Source organism: Candidatus Rickettsia tasmaniensis (assembly GCF_036857515.1).
In the GTDB taxonomy this organism is placed as follows: Bacteria; Pseudomonadota; Alphaproteobacteria; order Rickettsiales; family Rickettsiaceae; genus Rickettsia; species Rickettsia rickettsii.
In genome coordinates this window covers 1-18677 of record NZ_JAQCNX010000010.1, presented here as the reverse complement: position 1 = coordinate 18677, position 18677 = coordinate 1, and the positions used below count along the sequence as shown (strand labels likewise).

Below are 18677 nucleotides of genomic sequence, written 5' to 3'. Positions count from 1 at the left end.
TCGGGTGTTAACCCTACATATACGGTTGTTTTTACTTTTTTAAATTCTTGTATATTGAAATCAGAAGATGCTGTAGCTGAATCAATAAGTGGATTTGCCCATAATTCAAGCGATGAGTTCATTGTAGATATTACGCCGGAACGCTCTTTATCAGCTTTTTGCAAAAATGCCGCAATATTCATATATGCAACAGGATGTATTACACCACCAAGCGTATCGAGTACGACCGCTAGATTATAAACTACGTCGTCACTCCTCATAGTACGCACTACTTCACCGAAAGATTTAGTTTTAGTAGGATCGGCTATTAAATATAGAGTTACGCCTAAAAATAAGCTTCGTGCCTCATTATTCCAAAAATCCTTTTCCGGCATTATAAGATTTGAAATTTTTTGAACGTCATCAACCATTTGCCCAGGCTTAGTACTAACCCAATCAATCGGATTATAACAATGAGTAACACCATCAGGATTAGAAGGCTCCCATACAAAAACTTTCTGCCCTTGCTTCTCACGCCAACCACTTGTCAACCCGTGATTTTCGAGCTTTATGTCATGCACTACTACCGAATCACTCCAAAATAACAAGTTAGGTATCACAAACCCTACACCTTTACCTGAACCGGTAGGAGCAAATAATAAAGCATGCTGGAACCCGTCTGCAACAAAATATCCACCGGCATCAACACCGATCAGCATACCTTTCTTAGATCTAAGACCTGCAGCCTCTATATCTGACGGATTAGCCCAGCTTGCATCTCCATATACTCTTTCATCTTGTTTGAAAAATTGTAATGATTTTATTCTTTCAAAATTTTTAATGTAAAATATTATAACAATAATAGCCGGACTGAGAAGAGAGGCAAGTAGCTTCAATTTTAAATAATTATAGTCGGCAATTTTTAACTGCCCCCAAACGTTAATAAGCCAGTAAGCCCACTTATAAGCAATATTTATAGCATTTATATTTACACCTAAAGCTCCAACCTCATTAGTAAAAATTGCCACAAATGCACCGCTTATCCAAATGGTACAAAAAATAACAACCGGATGAATTATAGCATGACCGAATATATTTCTAGTAACTTTAAGTATCTTATGCCATTCCATGAATTGATATTCCTAGTTTATGCTTATATATTAGTTTTTGCGTGGAGTAATTTTTACGTCATTGCGAGCGACTAAAAGGAGCGTGGCAATCTCAGGATTGTGGCCTGAGATTGCTTCGTCAATTACTTCGTAATTTCCTCGCAATGACGTTTTTAAACCATCCCCTCAGCATTCTTGTTCTTCTTATAATATACTTCCGAAACATATCTTTTCCCGCCGCTACCGCGTTTTAACTGCACAACGATATCTACAACGGTTAAAATATACTTCTTTACTTCTTCAGGCGGCATACCAAGATCTGCTTGCATAACCATAAGCTTTAACTGCTCAATAGCCATAGCGGGACTATCAGCATGCAGTGTTGATATTGAACCGGGATGACCTGTATTAATAGCACGCAAAAAACTAAACGCTTCCTTACCTCGAAGCTCACCTACTATAATCCTATCGGGTCTTAAACGCAAACAGGCCTCTATTAAATCTTGAGTAGTAACATTTGCACGCCCCTGTCCTCCTTTGGAAGCCAGTAAATGCACTCTGTTAGGATGGCTTGATAGCACAACCTCACGAGCATCTTCTACAGTAATTAATCTTTCTATTGCAGGTATTTCAGTGAGTGCCGCATTAGTAAAAGTAGTTTTACCGGTTGAAGTACCGCCACTAATTATGATATTTTTCTTTGAAACAACTGCATGTCTAATAAATTCTTTAATCTTTTTTTCAGCTAAGAAATTATTTAAAATTACTGCATCTTCATCTACTAAACTCTCTGTTGCAGTATCATCAAATGCCCCCATTTTAGCATATTCATCTAAAGTTAGATTCATACCGCTGGGCTTTCTTATAGCATAAATGATTTGTCCTATCTCACAAGCAGGAGGAAATACTATTTGAATACGGTAGCCATTCGGCAAAGTTGCCGAAAGAAGCGGTTTTTCTTCTGAAATCATCTGTTCGGTAGATTGAGCGACTAAACGCCCTAATGCAAGTAGATGTTCGCTATCCAGTTCCGGTATTTGCTTAGAATATATATCGCCTTTTTTTTCAACCCATGCTTCTCCGGGCTTATTAACCATAATTTCGTTAATACCATCTTCAGCAAATAAATTTTTAAAAGGAAGTAAAAACGTCTCTAAGGCTGCAAATTCTTCATTCATTTCATTACCTTCGATTTTAATAAAATGGCTTTTGGGAATTTATAATCCTTATTAACGTATATTCTAACCGGCGTACCTTGATTAACCGTTGTCGTCGGCTTAAACTGCTGCTGAGTTATCATATTTTGTACCACATTCGTCACATCCGTAAAAGCTTGAGTAGAAGCGTGTTGTGCTTGCGTCGGAGTTGATGCTATAGAGGTAGTAGTAAGCAAACTTGAAGCTGCCGTATTAACTGCCTGTACTAAGGTTTGAAGTCTCTGCTCAGCAGTATTCGCTGAAGAAGCAGTTTGTGCGGTTGTACATGCTTGAGTCATAGTAGTATAAGCAGTCGAAGTTTTATCGGTAATAGCAGCAAGTATATTAGTACAAATTGTAACTATCCTAGTACTTGCATCCATAGCAGTATTAGACGCAATAGTTTGAGCAGTATTTAACAATTGTGTTGCCGTAGCACTATTGGTAGCCGCTGCCTGAGAATCTATAGGAGGCGACACTAACTTATCAAGGACTTTAGCAAGCCCTATATTAAAGCCGGATTGTAATACGGCATTTACAAATTGTTCTTTATATTTATTATCAACTCTTCCTTGTAATCCCGGTCTACCTAAATTATCAACTGCAGGTGAGTCGAATTCTATAGTATAACCGTTAGTTAAATCGATTCTATCCCATATTATAGAAACTCTACCATAACTATCTGACGAAGTTGAGGTTGCATATTTACCGAATATTTTTGACCCTTTCGGTATCAATATAACTTTATCTTTCTCAGAAAATACGTCTCTACTAATAATGGCTCTTATTTCACCGCCGAGATCACTATTTATTGCCGTCTCAAGGACTGCATCAATTAATTTACCGCGTCCGAGAACCAAAGACATATCACCGCGATCTTTAAAGGTCGCTTCTGCCGTAATCTGTTCCGGTGTTTTTTTAGGCTCTACACCACTAATTAACACTATAGCTGATTTTCTTTTTGCTTCACGACGTTGCTTCTCTGCATCGCTCTCAACTAACATTCCTGAAGTCGAAGGCAACGAAACCGGCGGCAATGGAAACGTTTTGTCTTTATTCTCTTCTACAGGAGTAGTAGGAGGTAAGACCGGTGGAACTTTTACTACCGGAGGGGGAGGCGGTAGAGGAACGGTGGGCGTCTCAAGCTTAGGCGGATCAGGTAACTTTGAAATCTCCGGAATATTATCATCAACCTCCGTAACAGGTTTTACAATATTACTCGGTATCTGAGTCTCCGGTATTTCTTCTTTTTCAGTACCGAAAAAAAGAGTATAAAAAATATATATAAAAATACCACAAATTACGACTACTATCGCAATACTCTTATTAAAGCTAACCGAAACTTTTGATAATTCTCTTTGTACTTCAGGAGAATCTGCTCCTGATAAAGAACCGGTATTATGATTGTTATTTTGCTCTTCAGCCATATCTAAATTATATTAGTTAAAGTGTTTTTATTGTCATTGTTGCGTGGATCAGTTTTTCCCTCATTGCAAGGAAATCGCAGAGCAATTGTACGTCCGCAATCTCAGGAGTTTGTATTATTGCATGAGATTGCCACGCAGCCTACGGCTGCTCGCAATGACGTATCTACGCAGAAATGACATCGATTAAAATCTTGCCATGTAATTACTATTTTTCTTAGGGTAGTAAAATTTAATTACATATACTAAATCCCTTTCGTTACCCATCATAAGTTCCGTAGAAGCGATATCAAATTCATATATTCTTTTATTAGTTATAATAGTCATATTTGTACGAATATCTTTTTCAAGAGGCTTAATAAATAATCTATTTGCCAAAGGAGTTATTTTCCAAGCATAAGCATCCCCAAGAATTATATTTTGGATTTCTTCGTTTTTAGCAAATTCTATATGCGATTGAAAGCCAAAATGCAAAACTAATAAATAAACTTCATTTGGATTATATATATAAGTTTTTATCCTATTATCTTTAGTTATAGATAAATCATCTACATAATTATTACTACTATTACATGGATCATCTACAAGTGGACATTCTCGTTGTACTGTAAAACCGCCTAATAATATAAAAACTAAAAAATAAAATCTAACTATTGTCATCGTCTACCCTATATCCGTTAACTTGAAACCCTACCGGATTTACATCAAGTTCTGAATCTGTTAATTGCATAGGCACATAAGCATAACTTACTACCGCTATTTTATTATAAACTAATTGGTTTCCTGATGTTTCATTTACGGAAAATCTAACTATATATTTATCTGTTGCGATTTTTGACCATGATTTTATTACTAAAAATGTAGTATTCTCTTCTTTATATTTTAAAGTAGGATCAAAATCTTTATTTCTTATATAGCCAAGATAATTGTAATAAACACTGCTTGTTGAAAATAATCTTATTGTCGTACGAACTATCGTCGCAAAATCAACCGGATTATATGTTTCCCGTGCCGTTATGTATTTCTTTATAAAATACCTTGTAAGAGACTCATCTGCCGTTAACACCGGTGATGAAATAGGTTCTACCACCGAGGCACGTCCGGTATTACTATTAAGCTGAATAACAAAAGGATCAAACTGTTTAGATTTTACTACAAATGCTATTACTAAAGTTGATATAACCATAAAAATGGTTAGTAGTATTGTTAATATGATAAGTAAGTTACGTTGAACAAGTAACTTATCAGATCGCTCTTCATACCAATTCTGAGTAATTTTTAAAGGATTAGCTGATTTAATACTTTCTTGCGTTTGTGTATCTCCTGAACCGCTTTGCGAGTTATTACTTGATTTAAAGAAGCCAAATATATTATTCATATCAAAGGTATTTTTATTATTCCATTGTTATTGTGTAAAACTATTACTTTTATACTATATTTACTGAATTAACAGGTCTTCTTATACAAGGATTTACGCTTACACTCGAGCCATCATCTATATCAGCAGAAACGCACGGGCTTTTAATTTCATAAGGAGCTGAAGGGGTACATGACAACAATTGAGCAAGCATAATTAATACTAATAGAAGCTTTAATGATTTTAACATTCTAATTATACATTATTAAATTATCTTGTTACTATTTTAAAATTACCTTACTATACAATAGTTCACAAGCATTTTTTGAAAAAATCTATTTATAAATATTAAAAAGATTGTAAACTATTATACTCTGAAGTAAATAAAGAGTAGTTATACGAAGTTCAGCTTGGGAGGAGAGCGTATACTTAATACGTTGCTACCTTGCGGACTTATAAAGACATTGTCGCCAATTTTTCAAGTGGGACGAGTATAACATAATAACTACCATCAATAATTGTTATTGTATAATTTTAATTTATAATTTATTTATTTTAATTTTAAAGTTAAACAATATTTGGTATTGTAGCAACAATATAAACTTATTTTATAGCTTAAATAACATTAAATTAACAAGTCATAATCATATTATAATAATTATGATAGAGTTAAAACAGAATAAAATTAGATATTAATCTAGTAATTATGGACCCATTAACCAACGCAATACAAGAATATATAAAATCCGGCGAATATTTTATTGATGCAAGAAAATGGTATAATTTTAAGTATATCTTACCGTTAAGTCATAGAAGTCTTCTGCTTTTTATATGCACGATTTTTACCTTATTATTAACCTTAATTTGTATAAGTATCAACATATTGCTACCTATAAACAAAAAAGTAAGTTATTTAATAAAAGATGATGCCGAAAAACAAGCTGCCGTTACTAATACTAAACATTCAACATTAGCAAATCCTTATATCTCTATTGCAAATATTATGCTTCAGAATTATGTAAACCAACGAGAAGAATACAATTACGATATATTAAAAGAACAATTTACCTTTATCAAAAATGCTTCTACGAGTATTGTTTATATGCAATTTGCTAATTTTATGAATATTGATAACCCATTATCACCGGTCATAAGATATCAAAAACTATATAGACGCTCAATTAATATATTATCAGTTAACAATGTAAACGATAACGAGGCAGTTGTTACTTTTGAATCATTGGCAAAAAATAGTACGGGTGCAATTTTAGAAAATATGGTATGGGAAGCAAGAATCGGATTTATAATGGATTCTATCAGTACAAATACATCACCTGATATGCCGTTCAATTTTACCGTTACTAGTTACAAGCTAAAGTTATTAAGGAATAAAAATCAGAAATAATATGAAGCAACTAATAATATTTTGTACTTTTATAATACTTACATTAGATGTATTTGCTCTTACTATATCACGACCTCTAGGTCGAGACCCACGTCTAAGAGTTATGACTTATAACCCTGACGATGTTTTCAAATTCACAGGATATTACGGCTATCAAGCAAGTATAGAACTAGCAAGAGACGAGGAAATAGTAAGTATTTCTATGGGAGATACTACTTCATGGCAAATAGTACCTGCCGGTCATAGGATTTTTATTAAACCGATGGAACCGGATGCTACTACTAATATGACTTTAATTACTAATAAACGGACTTACTTCTTTGAACTATATGCCGCCGAAACTCTTGATATGCGTGATCCTGAAATGGTCTTTAACGTAAAGTTTCTTTATCCAGATGACGAAAATGACAATATGAGCGGTCATATGCAAACTTTTTCTGCTGCCCTAGCAAATCCCGACCTAACTCATCCTGAAAAATATAACTTTAATTACTATATTAGCGGCAGCGAAGAAATAGCTCCTATTAAAATTTTTGATGACGGCGAGTTTACTTATCTGCAATTTAGAGATAAAAACGCTGAAATTTCCGGTATTTTTGCTGTAGATGATTCACTTCGAGAATCTTTAGTAAATTATCGCCTTGCTCAAGATAATCCTAATATGGTGATCCTTGAACAGGTTTTTCCTAAGCTCGCTATACGTAAGGGCAAAAAAGTCACATGCGTATTTAATCAGTCTTTCAAAGCGTATTAATGTCTACCAACGTCATTGCGGCAATGACGATGAAACTGATTCACGTAACAATGCTTTTCTTACAATAACAATATAATTATGCATCATTTAATATATTTCTTTGCCTTGATCTTACTAACTAGCGGCTTATTTATAATGCTTACAAGTCATAATTATATTCATAAAATTATCGGGCTTGGAATCTTTCAAAGTTCGGTGTTAGTATTTTATTTAAGTATTGGAAAAATTAAAACAGGAGGTGTACCTCTTTTACAAGAGGGCGTCACTACTTACACTAGCCCTTTGCCTCATGTATTAATGCTAACTGCTATAGTAGCTGGGTTTGCTACTCTTAGCGTAGCTTTAAGTTTAATATATCAAATTTATAAACATTTTGGTACAATATCAGAAAATGAAATTAATTTTGATAAATGATTCTAGCTAACCATGTCCCTATCATACAAATATTATTCCCTTTATTTGGGGCTTTACTCTCAATAATATCTTTTCGCTTTATTACCTTTGCACGAATAATTACTACGATTTGCATTTTATCTAGCCTTTTGGTCAGTGTTTATGGATATAGCATTATACAAAATACGGCGCTATCTTACACCATGGGAGGATGGACTTCAAAAATAGGAATAGAATATCGGCTAAATGCACTAAACCAAGCTATTATTATTTATCTTAACTTGGTTTTATTATTCTTTTTAGTTTTTTGTCATAAGATTACTAATCAAACTATCTTAAAATATATAAACAATAATAGAAAATCTTTATTTTATGGTATATTATTATTTGCTCATACGGGCTATTTAGGGATGATTGCTACTCACGATTTTTTTAATCTATATATATTTATAGAGATTTCAGCACTTAGTAGCTATGTCCTGATAGCCTCAGGTAATAATCCAAAATCTTTAATCGGAGCTTTTGATTATTTGATAATAGGTAGCATCGGTGCAACTCTTATTCTTATATCTATAGGATTTTTGCTAAACATTACGGGTAGTTTGAATATGGCAGAAATTGCAGCGTATTTACAAGCACATACTAATTCCCGTATAATCACTATAGCTATCGGTTTTTTCTTAATAGGTGCTATTTTAAAAACAGCTTTTTTCCCTATGCATTTTTGGATGATGAGAGCTTATAATAACACGGCTTCAGTTATTTTAGTATATTTAGCAGGGATTTCTACTATAATAGGAATATATATAATATATAAATTTACTTACGTTATTATAGGCTATGAGCCAATTAAAATGGCTATTACAAATTTTATAAAACCTATCGCTTTAGCTACTCTTATTATAGCCTCGTATTTTGCTTACCAAGCAAAAGATTTCAAGAATATTATAATTTATTCATGTTTCACTCAAATAGGTTACGTATTTTTATTATACGTAACCGAAAACGGTATAATAGTTTTACCAAGTTTATTACTTGCGGATAGTATAAATAAAATAACTCTTTTCTTGATAGATGCTTATAATGAAAGCTATAAAAGAGAGCCTAACAAAGTTTTAATAATAATTGCTATTATTTGCAGCTGTGGCTTACCTATCAGTCCATTATTTTTTATCAAAGTAAATATTCTTGAATTATTATTAACACAAAATCTACTATTAGATTTTATTGTAATTTTACTTAGCTCCGTAGGATCGTTATTTTACCATTATAAAATGGTACTATTGTCATTCCCGCGAAAGCGGGAATCCAGTAATTAAAAAATATAAACACAGTAAGTTTTTAAAACTAAAAGCACGATTTATCTCGCTTTTTCTGGATTCCCACTTTTAGCTAGGCATGACATAGAAAGCCATACAGGTAATGCTCTAACCATACTATCAAAAAAAGTATAACAGCTTATCATGATTACACAATTTACTACTCCGAGTCTTTTGATTCTATCAACTTTGCTAGTTGGTGCATTAAACTTAACTAGCCCGTATGCCACTCAAAAAGATAGCTTTATACGTAATTTTTTACTTATTACTATCGCTATTTTTTTCTTCGGTAATATTTTAATTATAGACTGGTTGTTTTTAAAAGGTATTAGAGCAGGATTTGAATTTAATATATTCGGTAATTACTCTATAGGATTCCATCTTGAACCTTTAGGGCTTATTTTCTTAAGCTTAATAGGCTTTTTATGGATTTGTGCTTTACTTTACACTCCTAAATATCTTGCTATTAATAATATAGACTATTCTTCTAGATTCTTATTTTTCTTTAACTTAACTATTCTAATCGGTGTTTTAATTGCTTTATCTAGCAACTTATTCACGATGTTTATTTGCTATGAGCTTTTAACTATTTCTACAGCTTTTTTAATAGGACATACCAAAAATAATATAGTACTTAGCGGGTTATATAAATATCTAAAAATTCTGATGATTTCTGCCACAATATTATTTTTACCGGCAGTGATAATTATTTATACTAAAGTCGGTAACGGAGATTTTGCAAGTGGGAGTTTAGTAGAAAATTATTTTTCCAAAAACCAGTCAATTATTTTATTGTTAATGTTTATTTGCGGTATTGCTAAAACTGCAATTTTTCCGGTGCATTCATGGCTTCCTGCTGCAATGGTTGCACATTACCCCATTAGTAGTTTGCTGCATGCTGTAATAGTGGTTAAAACCGGATTATTTTGTATTTACAAAATCCTATTATATATATTCGGTTTATCGTATTTACAAATGATATTTGCCGAGTTTAACTGGTTAATTTTTATACCGATAGTAAGCATATTTTATAGCTCAATCAAAGCCCTAGACACGGATAATATCAAAAAAATACTTGCCTACTCCACTATGAACCAATTAAGCCTTGCATTGCTTAGTGCTTTCATGTTAACACCTAAGGCACTTGGAGCCGCAATACTCCATTTAGTTTCACATTCTTTTACAAAAATCTGCTTATTTTATAGTATGGGAAGTATTTACAGTTTAAAGAAAGCCGATCAAGTACAGAATTTATATGGTACATCCAAAGAATTTCCTTTAATTTCTTTTATTATATCTATCTCTTCATTATCATTAATCGGTATACCTATCTTTAGCGGATTTATTAGCAAATTCTCAATATTACTTGCCGCAAGCGAACAGAATCAAATCATTGTTATGATTGTCGTAATAGCTAGTAGTATATTCTCAAGCCTTTACCTACTCAAAATATTAAGCTCTATTTATAAACCTTCTTTAGTAGAATCTAGCGTAACAAAACCACTCCCCTACTCTATGCAAATTAGTATAATAATGTGCTGCTGTGCCGTAACTCTTTTCTATTTTATTCAAACCTTAATCAGAGAATTTTTAGCTTATATTACATAAACATATTTACATAATCTACACATAATCATATAATATGTATACTGCAGATACTTCAAAAGTTGGAAGTCAAATAAGCAGTGCGCCTGCACAGCGTGCAATAGTATGTGAGCACAGGCGAATCCCAAAATTTGACGTACCAAATCTTGAAGTATCAATAGGTATAAATATAGTAATTATTTTTGAGGATAAATATGGCACAAATTATTAGAGCAACAGAATTTGTACGATCTTTTTCAGATATTATGAATAGAGTTTACTATAAAGGCGAAAGCTTTGACGTTCAAAAAGGTAGTCATATCGTAGCAAGGATTACACCTGCAGAAATCAAGCCTTCTGTAGCAGTAAGAGACTTAGAGGAAGCTTTTAAAAATGGTCCACATCTTGATCCTGAAGATGCTGATCAATTCATGAAAAATCTCGAAGAAATAAGACGCAATACTAAACAAGATATTAAAAAATTGGTTGAAAGATGGGATTAATTATTGATACTGCTATAATCATAGCTTTAGAAAGAGGACAGGTAAGTACTAAGCAATGGTCACATTACGGTCAGGCTTATATTAGCCCTATTGTGTTAACTGAACTATTAATAGGAGTAGATAGAGTCAAGAATGAGAATAAACGTATAAAATGTTTAGCTTTTATAGAATACGTAAAAAGTCTGTTTACTATATTACCTTTCGGTATTGAAGAAGTATATACATATGCACGTATTACTCATGATTTATACACACAACGTATAACTATAGGAACTCGTGATATGCTTATTGCAGCAACGGCTATTACAAAAGGTTTTCCGATATTAACTCTAAATGTAAAAGACTTTAAAAGAATCCAGGGACTAGAGGTTTTAACAGTTTTTTCTAAAGATTAAAATGTTTATTCAAAATACCAAGTGTACATTTCCACTTACTAATTTTGAGCTTATGTTTGATTTTCACCCACAAAATCAGCTAATAGCTCTAGCATTTCTAATTGTTACTGCTATCTTAAATCTTTATACAATTTCCCAAAATAGAAAATTAGAATGCTTAATAGGTAGTTTATACTGTTTATCCTCTATTATATGCGTATTTGCAGCTGATTTTATTTCTATGATAATCTCGCTTGAATTCATGACGATTTTTGCCTGCATAATTATTTTTTGTGACCAATTAAAGATAAAACCGGCACGTCAATATTTCCTCACTCATTTATTCAGCAGCGGGCTAATCTTAATCGGTATGACTCTTCTAATCCAAACAACAAGTAATACGACTTTTACTTCTTTAACGGAATCAGTAAATAATTTTGAGTTACCAGCAATATTCATACTTACAGGTTGTTTAATTAATGCCTCGGCTATTTTTGTAAACGGCTGGGTGGTTCATTGCTATCCTATAGCTTCAAGTAGCGGTATTGTATATTTAATTAGTTTTACTACTAAAGTTGTTTTAATTATCATTTTAAAATTATTTAGCGGTCTTGAGATATTAAAGTTTTTTGGGATATCAATGATCATTTACGGATTAGTATTTTCTCTAATTGAAAAAAAACTTAAACGATTAATATGTTATCTTACCGTATCACAGCTTGGTTTTATATTAACGGCTATTAGCATAAACTCTCCAAATATAGCTTATCTTATTACAAGCTTTATATTCATACATATATTATATAACGGGTTATTTGCTTTATATTTCGCTTATATAGAAGATGAGTATGATATTAAAAATTACCAAGATCTTCAGAATACTCAAATTAATTTTATTTTATTAAGCGGATTTGTTATTAGTATATTGATCTATACATCTATACTACCTATTAGTTCTTCTTATATTAAAGATGAAATAGCTAATATTTTAAACGAGAATAGTGTAATGCTATTTTCCAAGATAGCGACTTGTACCGTATTATTTGGGTTGTTGATGGAGAGTTCTACGTCATTCCCGTCTCTCTTTATGTCATTCCTGCGAAAGCAGGAATCCAGTAAAAACCTTAAAAATAAAAGCTTTATAATATTTCTGGATTCCCGCTTGCGCGGGAATGACATAAGAACTATAACCTACCTCTCTTTCTGCATCATAACTTTATGCATATGTTTATTCTACCCTATTCAAATATCACATACTGCTAACTTTAAGCTAGTTATCCTTGCAATCTCACTGTTATTGGCTTTAATATTTAGAAAAATACCACGCATTTCGACAGAAAACATAAACCTTGACCTATACCAATATATTGAAAAATTTATATATTTCAGTATCGATAAATATAAAGAAACGGTAGACAATAACGAAGATGCAGCAGAATATCTTAATTTTAAGGTTATTTGGGATAACATTTTAAGTAAAATATCTGCTTGGCATAATCAGCAAACTGCTATATTGATTGTATTATTCCTGTTAATTAGTTTGATTTTAACACTACAATAATTCGATGTCATTGTTGTATAGATACCAAAATCGTCATTGCGAGAAGAAACTGTAAGTTTCGACGAAGCAATCCAGTAAACAATTCTGATTACAGAATTTTTTTATTATTTTACTAGATTGCCGCGTCGCCTACGGCTCCTTGCAATGACGACTTTAGGCATAACAACACAAAAAAATAAAAAATATGAAACCACCAATAACAGACAAACAAAATTACAGCTTTGAAGTTCACGAAGCAACAATAAACGATGATTATCACTGGCTGCGTGATCCTAAGTGGCCAAATGTAGAAGACTCTAAAATTTTAGATTATTTAAAAGCTGAGAATCAATATACCGAAAATTTCTTTGCCGATCTGCAAAATGATAAGGAAAAGATTTTTGAAGAATTAAAAGGACGGGTTAAATTAGATGATGAATCGGTTTATGTTAAGAACAAAGATTATTACTATTACCATAGAGTAGAGGAGAATAAAAATTATCCGATATATTGCAGAAAGCATAATAATATGGATTCAGCGGAAGAAGTAATATTAGATGTCAACCTTCTTGCTCCAAATAGCGGTTTTACTGATGTTGCTACAGTTGCAATGTCACCTGATCACAATTTAATGGCTTATAGTGTTAATTTTACAGGTAATGAACAATACAATATCAAAATATACAACCTTAAAGAACAAAAATACTTACCTGATGAATTAGGCAATGTACAGCTAAATCTCGATCGCTTCAGACAAGATGAATTTCAGGAAGAGCCTGCGGAACGTACAAATGTACGTGAGCATAGGCGAATGCCGCAAAATTCGCTTGTATCAAGCGATCGAGATTTAGCTGTAGCTCCTACTATAATTTGGCATGAACACTTAAACGGCTTTTTCTATATTACTATTAATGAGAATCAACGCTGGGATAAGGTAATGTTTCACCGTCTAGGTGAAGAGGTCACTCAGGATAAATTAATATTCGAGGTAAAAAACCCTCTTCATTTTATCAGCTGCAAGAAATCAGCAAGTCATGAATATATTTTTATAAATTCAGGCGATCATAATGAAAATGAAATTTACGTAATTTCTATGCAGGATGATAGTTTTACGCCTAAATTAGTACGAGCTGCAGAAAACAAAATATTCTATGAAATAGAATATAATGGCGATTATTTTTATATTAAAACTAATTATAAAGCTAAAAATTTCCATGTTATAAAACTGCCGGTAAATAATTTTGAAAATATTAGCTGGGATGATATTTATATTAAGGAAGAACAAGACAAATATTTAAAAAACTTTAATATTACAAATAATTATTTAATCTTAAACTATCGTGACCAAGGTTTACCGCTAATTAAAATAAAGCGATTTAAAGATTTACAAGAAAACACAATTCATTTTCCCGACGAGAGTTTCCAAGCAAGTAGTTTTTCTACAAACTTTGAGGAAGACGATATCAGAATAGATTACTCTTCTCTAGCAAGACCCAATACCACTTATAGCTACGATTTTAATAGCGATAAATTAACGATATTAAAGAGCCACGAAATACCTTCAGGCTTTAACCCGGAGGAGTATAAAGTAGAGAGAATATTTACAGATAATGAAGATGTAAAAGTACCTATAACCTTGTTTTATAAAAAATCTTTATTTAAAAAAGACGGTTCAAATCCTTTATATCTAATGGGTTACGGTGCTTATGGCATCGCTATGCCCGTCAATTTTAGAAATACAGCAGTGACACTTGCCGATCGCGGTTTTATTTACGCAGTTGCTCATATTAGAGGTGGCGATGATCTAGGTCATGATTGGTATGAAGCTGCTAAGTTTTTAACCAAAAAAAGAACATTTGAAGACTTCATAGCCTGTAGTAGAGCTTTAATTAACGAGCAATATACAAGTAACAACAATATAGTAATAATGGGCGGTAGTGCCGGCGGTATGTTAATCGGTTACGTACTCAACGAAAAACCGGAAATCTATAGAGCAGCAATCGCGCATGTACCGTTTGTTGATGTTTTGAGTACCATGCTTGACGAAAGCTTACCGTTAACTCTCTTGGAATATAATGAGTGGGGTAATCCGAAAGAGAAAGAATATTTTAAATATATTAAATCATATTCCCCTTATGATAACGTAAAAGCACAAAACTACCCTGCTCTATTCGTTACTTGCGGTATATCCGACCCACGTGTAGGGTACTGGGAACCTGCTAAATGGGTAGCAAAATTACGAGAACTAAAAATGGACAATAATCCCTTATTATTAAAAACAAATATGGATACAGGACATAAAGGTTCTGCCAGTCGTTTTGATTATCTGAAAGAGATAGCTGACGAATTAGTATTTATTTTTAAGGTGTTTGATGTTGGGGTTTAGTTAGCAGATTTGTTGCTGGAATCCTGTTATGTCATTCCTGCGAAAGCAGGAATCCAGGAAAAAGCGAAATAAATTGAGCTTTTCAAAAAATCTTTGAAATCAAGATTTTTATATAGTTTTACTTTTTAAATAAAGCTTTTAAAAAGCTTTAAAGTCTGGATTCCTGCTTTTGCAGGAATGACATACAACACCTCTACTGAATACAAAAACAATGCATAAAAATTATCTAGAACAATTACAAAAATTACCGATTACTTTAATTTTACTAATTAGCTTAATTTGCTGTATTGGTTTCATTGTGCTTTATTCTGCAGCAAATAGCAATTTGCAGCCCTGGGCTTACAAACAAATTATAAATTTTTGTATATTCTTGCCTTTAGCTATTATTATTGCATTAATTGATTTACGCATAATATTTAGGTTATCGTATATCTCTTATTTGTGCGTACTCGCTTTACTAGTAGCCGTGGAGCTTTTCGGCTCAACTGCCATGGGCGGTAAAAGATGGATTGATATCGGTATAGTTAAGCTTCAACCTTCCGAACCGATAAAAATCGCCGTTGTACTAATGCTTGCTAGATATTTCCATTCACTAACAATTGATGATCTTACAAAATTTCATAAAGTTATTATACCAATTATAGGAGTTTTAATACCGGCTTTTCTAATAATTAGAGAACCAGATTTAGGTACGGGAATGATTGTTTTAATTGTTTCGGCAATTATATTTTTTGCGGCAGGTTTTAGAATAAAATATTTTATAATACTAGGTCTTGCTGCTCTTATTAGCCTACCTATTGCTTGGAATATGATGTATGATTATCAAAAAAAACGGGTAATGGTTTTTTTAGATCCCGAACATGATCCGCTCGGTGCTAGTTATAATATTATTCAGTCTAAAATCGCTATAGGTTCAGGTAGCCTATTTGGACGCGGTTTAAATCAAGGTAGCCAAAGCCATTTGGATTTTCTTCCCGAACATCAAACTGACTTTATCTTTGCTACCTTCGCTGAAGAGTTCGGCTTTATAGGAGGAATGTTTTTACTAATATTATATTTTACACTTATAACTATTTCTTTATTAATTGCCGTAAATTGCCGAGAGATTTTTAGTAAATTAATGGTAATAGGTATTACTTCAATCTTATTTAGTCACGTATTTATTAATATAGCTATGGTTATGGGCTTGCTTCCCGTAGTAGGCGTACCGCTACCGTTTATTTCTTACGGCGGAACAATGATCGCATCCATGCTAATCGGCTTTGGGCTTGTGATGAATGCTCAGGTACACGGACATACCGCTTTAAACTAGTGCAATTATATTTACAAAATGAATAACATAAATTAATAATAAGTTGCACTTCACTTTCTGATTTTCGTATAAAGCGAAATTTCCTATTGACTTTTATATAAAACAGTATAGATTTCTTTACAATTTAATTTTTTATAAAGAATTTATGCTCGGCTATGAGAAAGCACAAACAAGTTTAAATAGAGAACAAAAACAAGCATGAGGTATTTTGTCTATTGGAACTTTTCTTGAATATTTTGATTTATATTTATATGTACATATGGCAGTGCTTCTCAACGAGCTTTTCCTCAAGCTGATCCTCAGACTGCTCTAATCTATGAAGCAGCTGCATTATGTTCAACATATGTATTTAGACTGATAGGAGAATTAATCTTTGGTTGGCTTGGTGATATAATATAGGCAGAAAATCAACTATAATAATAACTACTTTACTTATGGCTATAGCTTGTTTTATTATGGCAAATCTTCAACTTATGATGAAATAGGAATTGTAGCTACATGGGCTATGATAGCATGCCGTATGGCACAAGGCATGTCCTCAATGGGAAAAGTAATAGGAGCAGATGTATATTTAACTGAATTTATTAAACCACCTGTACAATATCCAACTGTAGCAACTTTAGATAGTTTTTGTATATTAGGTGGTTTTGGAGCATTATGCTTAGCTTCTTTAGTTACTTCATTTAGTTTTAGTTGGCGTATAGCTTTTTTAATCGGTGCTGGAATCGCTATAGTAGGAGTCATTGGGAAAACTTCGCTTAGAGAGACACCGGAGTTTGTGGATGCTAAACGATATTTAAGAAAAACTTTAGAACAAGCTAATATTGATCCTAAGAAGATAAAAGTAATATTAAAACTATTATAGCGTTTTTTTATTAGATTGTACAGGTCCTGTAGCATTTTATGTATCATATATTTATTGTGCTAATATATTAAAAAATACTTTTAATTATAGCCCTGCAGAAATTATTCATCAGAATTTATTTGTAGCACAGTTTAATTAATTGTTGTTTTATTTCATATGCCTCCATATACATAGCAATTTTTACAAAACTAATTAAACTTCCCTCATTTTTTCAGGTGATTTAGCACCTAAAGTTTGTAAATTATATCATATCTTTTTTGTCTAACTAGCAAATTCAGACTTTCCTCACTACTTATTTTTCCGTAAGGTTTTATTCTAGTTAAACCCTCTACGTGCTTTGCTACTTCCGGTCCAAAAATTGTAGTTATTACTTCTTCAGTCAGTTCTGTATCTTCAATAGAATCATGCAGTAAAGCAGCCTGCAACATAATAGCATTATAAAGCTTAGGAGCTTCTTCGGCTACAAACTCTGCGAGCATAATCGCTACTTCAATCGGGTGAGAATAATAAGGATCGCCTGATTGACGTATTTGTAAGCCGTGATACTTGCGAGCGTAGTAGATATATTTTTTCACTTCTTCTATATCAACAGGATTTTTTACTTTAGCGTTTAAATATTCGCTGTTGTCTAATAGTTTTTTAGCGTAAACGCAAGTTTCAAACTTTTCTTTCCAAGAGCTTAAATCTTCCATAAAAGTCATTTCTTATTTTTATTAATAATAGTTGACTACAATTAAAACAAAAATTAAAAAATTGCAATAATAAATAGCTTTTTAATCCTAAAGAAGCATAATAATTTTAACCTTTTGGTATTTAAGCAACTTCATTATGTTTTATTAGTGCTGTTATTGCTTATCCCGTATAAAGCTTATCTACCAAAAACTTTCTTCTTTATATTATCTTCTTCTAAAAAATATATCACTTTTTTCATTCAATATATCATCACGGTTTGTATATAAAGATTCAATAAATAAAATAGAGTCCTTTAAAGCTAGTTGCACAGCTATATTGTCCTTATCATGTCTTTCTATAACTTTAGGAAGCCCAAATTCTTTAACTACATTACCTAATTCTTTTATATTAGCTCGAAATTTAGTGGAATCAGAATTTGATATAGGTGTTTTTAAGAGATTTATTATTTCGTTTCTACGTTCTTGTGTTTTAATAATAACTATTT

At 32.3% G+C, this 18677-nt stretch carries 19 protein-coding genes and 1 pseudogene; 12 read left to right on the top strand and 8 right to left on the bottom strand.

Annotated elements, in window-relative coordinates; genetic code table 11:
• The 6 genes from O6R16_RS02710 to O6R16_RS02685 form a co-directional block, all read right to left on the bottom strand.
• A partial coding sequence (locus O6R16_RS02710) for a type IV secretory system conjugative DNA transfer family protein (protein ID WP_499679906.1) occupies nucleotides 1-1109 on the bottom strand: 1109 nt, incomplete at its 3' end.
• Between the two features lie 152 nt (nucleotides 1110-1261).
• Nucleotides 1262-2266 (bottom strand): P-type DNA transfer ATPase VirB11, encoded by a 1005-nt coding sequence (gene virB11, locus O6R16_RS02705; RefSeq protein ID WP_014410092.1) that lies wholly within the window; start codon nucleotides 2264-2266, stop codon nucleotides 1262-1264.
• On the bottom strand, nucleotides 2263-3711 hold the full coding sequence (locus tag O6R16_RS02700; RefSeq protein WP_499679905.1) for a TraB/TrbI/VirB10 family type IV secretion system protein: 1449 nt from the start codon (nucleotides 3709-3711) through the stop codon (nucleotides 2263-2265). The genes virB11 and O6R16_RS02700 overlap by 4 nt, the downstream gene beginning before the upstream one ends.
• Before the next feature lie 183 nt (nucleotides 3712-3894).
• Complete coding sequence (locus O6R16_RS02695; RefSeq protein WP_499679904.1) at nucleotides 3895-4368, bottom strand: TrbG/VirB9 family P-type conjugative transfer protein; 474 nt, start codon at nucleotides 4366-4368, stop codon at nucleotides 3895-3897.
• A complete protein-coding gene (locus O6R16_RS02690) occupies nucleotides 4355-5086 on the bottom strand; it encodes a VirB8 family type IV secretion system protein (RefSeq protein ID WP_499679903.1) in 732 nt (243 codons plus the stop codon). Before O6R16_RS02690 ends, O6R16_RS02695 begins: the two co-directional genes overlap by 14 nt.
• Before the next feature lie 49 nt (nucleotides 5087-5135).
• Nucleotides 5136-5315: a DUF2706 domain-containing protein gene (locus O6R16_RS02685; RefSeq protein ID WP_010977041.1), complete on the bottom strand. Its 180-nt coding sequence runs from the start codon at nucleotides 5313-5315 to the stop codon at nucleotides 5136-5138.
• A 456-nt stretch (nucleotides 5316-5771) separates the two neighbouring features.
• On the opposite strand from O6R16_RS02685, the gene O6R16_RS02680 reads away from it, so the two are divergent.
• From O6R16_RS02680 to O6R16_RS02625, 12 genes and pseudogenes are all read left to right on the top strand, one after another.
• Nucleotides 5772-6470: a VirB8 family type IV secretion system protein gene (locus tag O6R16_RS02680; RefSeq protein ID WP_499679902.1), complete on the top strand. Its 699-nt coding sequence runs from the start codon at nucleotides 5772-5774 to the stop codon at nucleotides 6468-6470.
• A 1-nt stretch (nucleotide 6471) separates the two neighbouring features.
• On the top strand, nucleotides 6472-7224 hold the full coding sequence (virB9, locus tag O6R16_RS02675) for a P-type conjugative transfer protein VirB9 (protein ID WP_004996199.1): 753 nt from the start codon (nucleotides 6472-6474) through the stop codon (nucleotides 7222-7224).
• A gap of 78 nt (nucleotides 7225-7302) precedes the next feature.
• Complete coding sequence (locus O6R16_RS02670) at nucleotides 7303-7638, top strand: Na+/H+ antiporter subunit C (protein ID WP_499679901.1); 336 nt, start codon at nucleotides 7303-7305, stop codon at nucleotides 7636-7638.
• Complete coding sequence (locus tag O6R16_RS02665) at nucleotides 7635-8936, top strand: proton-conducting transporter transmembrane domain-containing protein (protein ID WP_499679900.1); 1302 nt, start codon at nucleotides 7635-7637, stop codon at nucleotides 8934-8936. The genes O6R16_RS02670 and O6R16_RS02665 overlap by 4 nt, the downstream gene beginning before the upstream one ends.
• Before the next feature lie 144 nt (nucleotides 8937-9080).
• Complete coding sequence (locus tag O6R16_RS02660; RefSeq protein WP_499679899.1) at nucleotides 9081-10544, top strand: proton-conducting transporter transmembrane domain-containing protein; 1464 nt, start codon at nucleotides 9081-9083, stop codon at nucleotides 10542-10544.
• A gap of 37 nt (nucleotides 10545-10581) precedes the next feature.
• Nucleotides 10582-10698: pseudogene (locus O6R16_RS02655) on the top strand (palindromic element RPE5 domain-containing protein); the annotation flags it as partial.
• Between the two features lie 37 nt (nucleotides 10699-10735).
• A complete protein-coding gene (gene vapB / locus O6R16_RS02650) occupies nucleotides 10736-11023 on the top strand; it encodes a type II toxin-antitoxin system antitoxin VapB (protein WP_499679898.1) in 288 nt (95 codons plus the stop codon).
• A complete protein-coding gene (gene vapC, locus O6R16_RS02645) occupies nucleotides 11014-11418 on the top strand; it encodes a ribonuclease VapC (RefSeq protein WP_499679897.1) in 405 nt (134 codons plus the stop codon). Before vapB ends, vapC begins: the two co-directional genes overlap by 10 nt.
• Before the next feature lies 1 nt (nucleotide 11419).
• Nucleotides 11420-12958, top strand: a complete 1539-nt coding sequence (locus O6R16_RS02640) for a proton-conducting transporter transmembrane domain-containing protein (protein ID WP_499679896.1) — start codon at nucleotides 11420-11422, stop codon at nucleotides 12956-12958.
• Between the two features lie 184 nt (nucleotides 12959-13142).
• On the top strand, nucleotides 13143-15323 hold the full coding sequence (locus O6R16_RS02635) for a prolyl oligopeptidase family serine peptidase (RefSeq protein WP_499679895.1): 2181 nt from the start codon (nucleotides 13143-13145) through the stop codon (nucleotides 15321-15323).
• A 211-nt stretch (nucleotides 15324-15534) separates the two neighbouring features.
• A complete protein-coding gene (gene rodA, locus O6R16_RS02630; protein ID WP_499679894.1) occupies nucleotides 15535-16635 on the top strand; it encodes a rod shape-determining protein RodA in 1101 nt (366 codons plus the stop codon).
• Between the two features lie 445 nt (nucleotides 16636-17080).
• Nucleotides 17081-17500: an MFS transporter gene (locus O6R16_RS02625; RefSeq protein WP_499679893.1), complete on the top strand. Its 420-nt coding sequence runs from the start codon at nucleotides 17081-17083 to the stop codon at nucleotides 17498-17500.
• Nucleotides 17501-17727: 227 nt separating this feature from the next.
• Here O6R16_RS02625 and O6R16_RS02620 read toward each other — a convergent pair whose 3' ends face one another.
• Together O6R16_RS02620 and O6R16_RS02615 are read right to left on the bottom strand one after the other, a co-directional pair.
• Nucleotides 17728-18201: an HD domain-containing protein gene (locus tag O6R16_RS02620; protein ID WP_499679892.1), complete on the bottom strand. Its 474-nt coding sequence runs from the start codon at nucleotides 18199-18201 to the stop codon at nucleotides 17728-17730.
• Between the two features lie 195 nt (nucleotides 18202-18396).
• The coding region (locus O6R16_RS02615; protein WP_499679891.1) for a hypothetical protein at nucleotides 18397-18677 on the bottom strand (281 nt) is incomplete at its 5' end.

Bases quoted from the DNA above. Each gene is read 5' to 3' on its own strand.
- virB11 (WP_014410092.1), bottom strand. From the start codon at position 2,266: ATGAATGAAGAATTTGCAGCCTTAGAGACGTTTTTACTTCCTTTTAAA.
- O6R16_RS02700 (WP_499679905.1), bottom strand. From the start codon at position 3,711: ATGGCTGAAGAGCAAAATAACAATCATAATACCGGTTCTTTATCAGGA.
- O6R16_RS02695 (WP_499679904.1), bottom strand. From the start codon at position 4,368: ATGACAATAGTTAGATTTTATTTTTTAGTTTTTATATTATTAGGCGGT.
- O6R16_RS02690 (WP_499679903.1), bottom strand. From the start codon at position 5,086: ATGAATAATATATTTGGCTTCTTTAAATCAAGTAATAACTCGCAAAGC.
- O6R16_RS02685 (WP_010977041.1), bottom strand. From the start codon at position 5,315: ATGTTAAAATCATTAAAGCTTCTATTAGTATTAATTATGCTTGCTCAA.
- O6R16_RS02680 (WP_499679902.1), top strand. From the start codon at position 5,772: ATGGACCCATTAACCAACGCAATACAAGAATATATAAAATCCGGCGAA.
- virB9 (WP_004996199.1), top strand. From the start codon at position 6,472: ATGAAGCAACTAATAATATTTTGTACTTTTATAATACTTACATTAGAT.
- O6R16_RS02670 (WP_499679901.1), top strand. From the start codon at position 7,303: ATGCATCATTTAATATATTTCTTTGCCTTGATCTTACTAACTAGCGGC.
- O6R16_RS02665 (WP_499679900.1), top strand. From the start codon at position 7,635: ATGATTCTAGCTAACCATGTCCCTATCATACAAATATTATTCCCTTTA.
- O6R16_RS02660 (WP_499679899.1), top strand. From the start codon at position 9,081: ATGATTACACAATTTACTACTCCGAGTCTTTTGATTCTATCAACTTTG.
- vapB (WP_499679898.1), top strand. From the start codon at position 10,736: ATGGCACAAATTATTAGAGCAACAGAATTTGTACGATCTTTTTCAGAT.
- vapC (WP_499679897.1), top strand. From the start codon at position 11,014: ATGGGATTAATTATTGATACTGCTATAATCATAGCTTTAGAAAGAGGA.
- O6R16_RS02640 (WP_499679896.1), top strand. From the start codon at position 11,420: ATGTTTATTCAAAATACCAAGTGTACATTTCCACTTACTAATTTTGAG.
- O6R16_RS02635 (WP_499679895.1), top strand. From the start codon at position 13,143: ATGAAACCACCAATAACAGACAAACAAAATTACAGCTTTGAAGTTCAC.
- rodA (WP_499679894.1), top strand. From the start codon at position 15,535: ATGCATAAAAATTATCTAGAACAATTACAAAAATTACCGATTACTTTA.
- O6R16_RS02620 (WP_499679892.1), bottom strand. From the start codon at position 18,201: ATGACTTTTATGGAAGATTTAAGCTCTTGGAAAGAAAAGTTTGAAACT.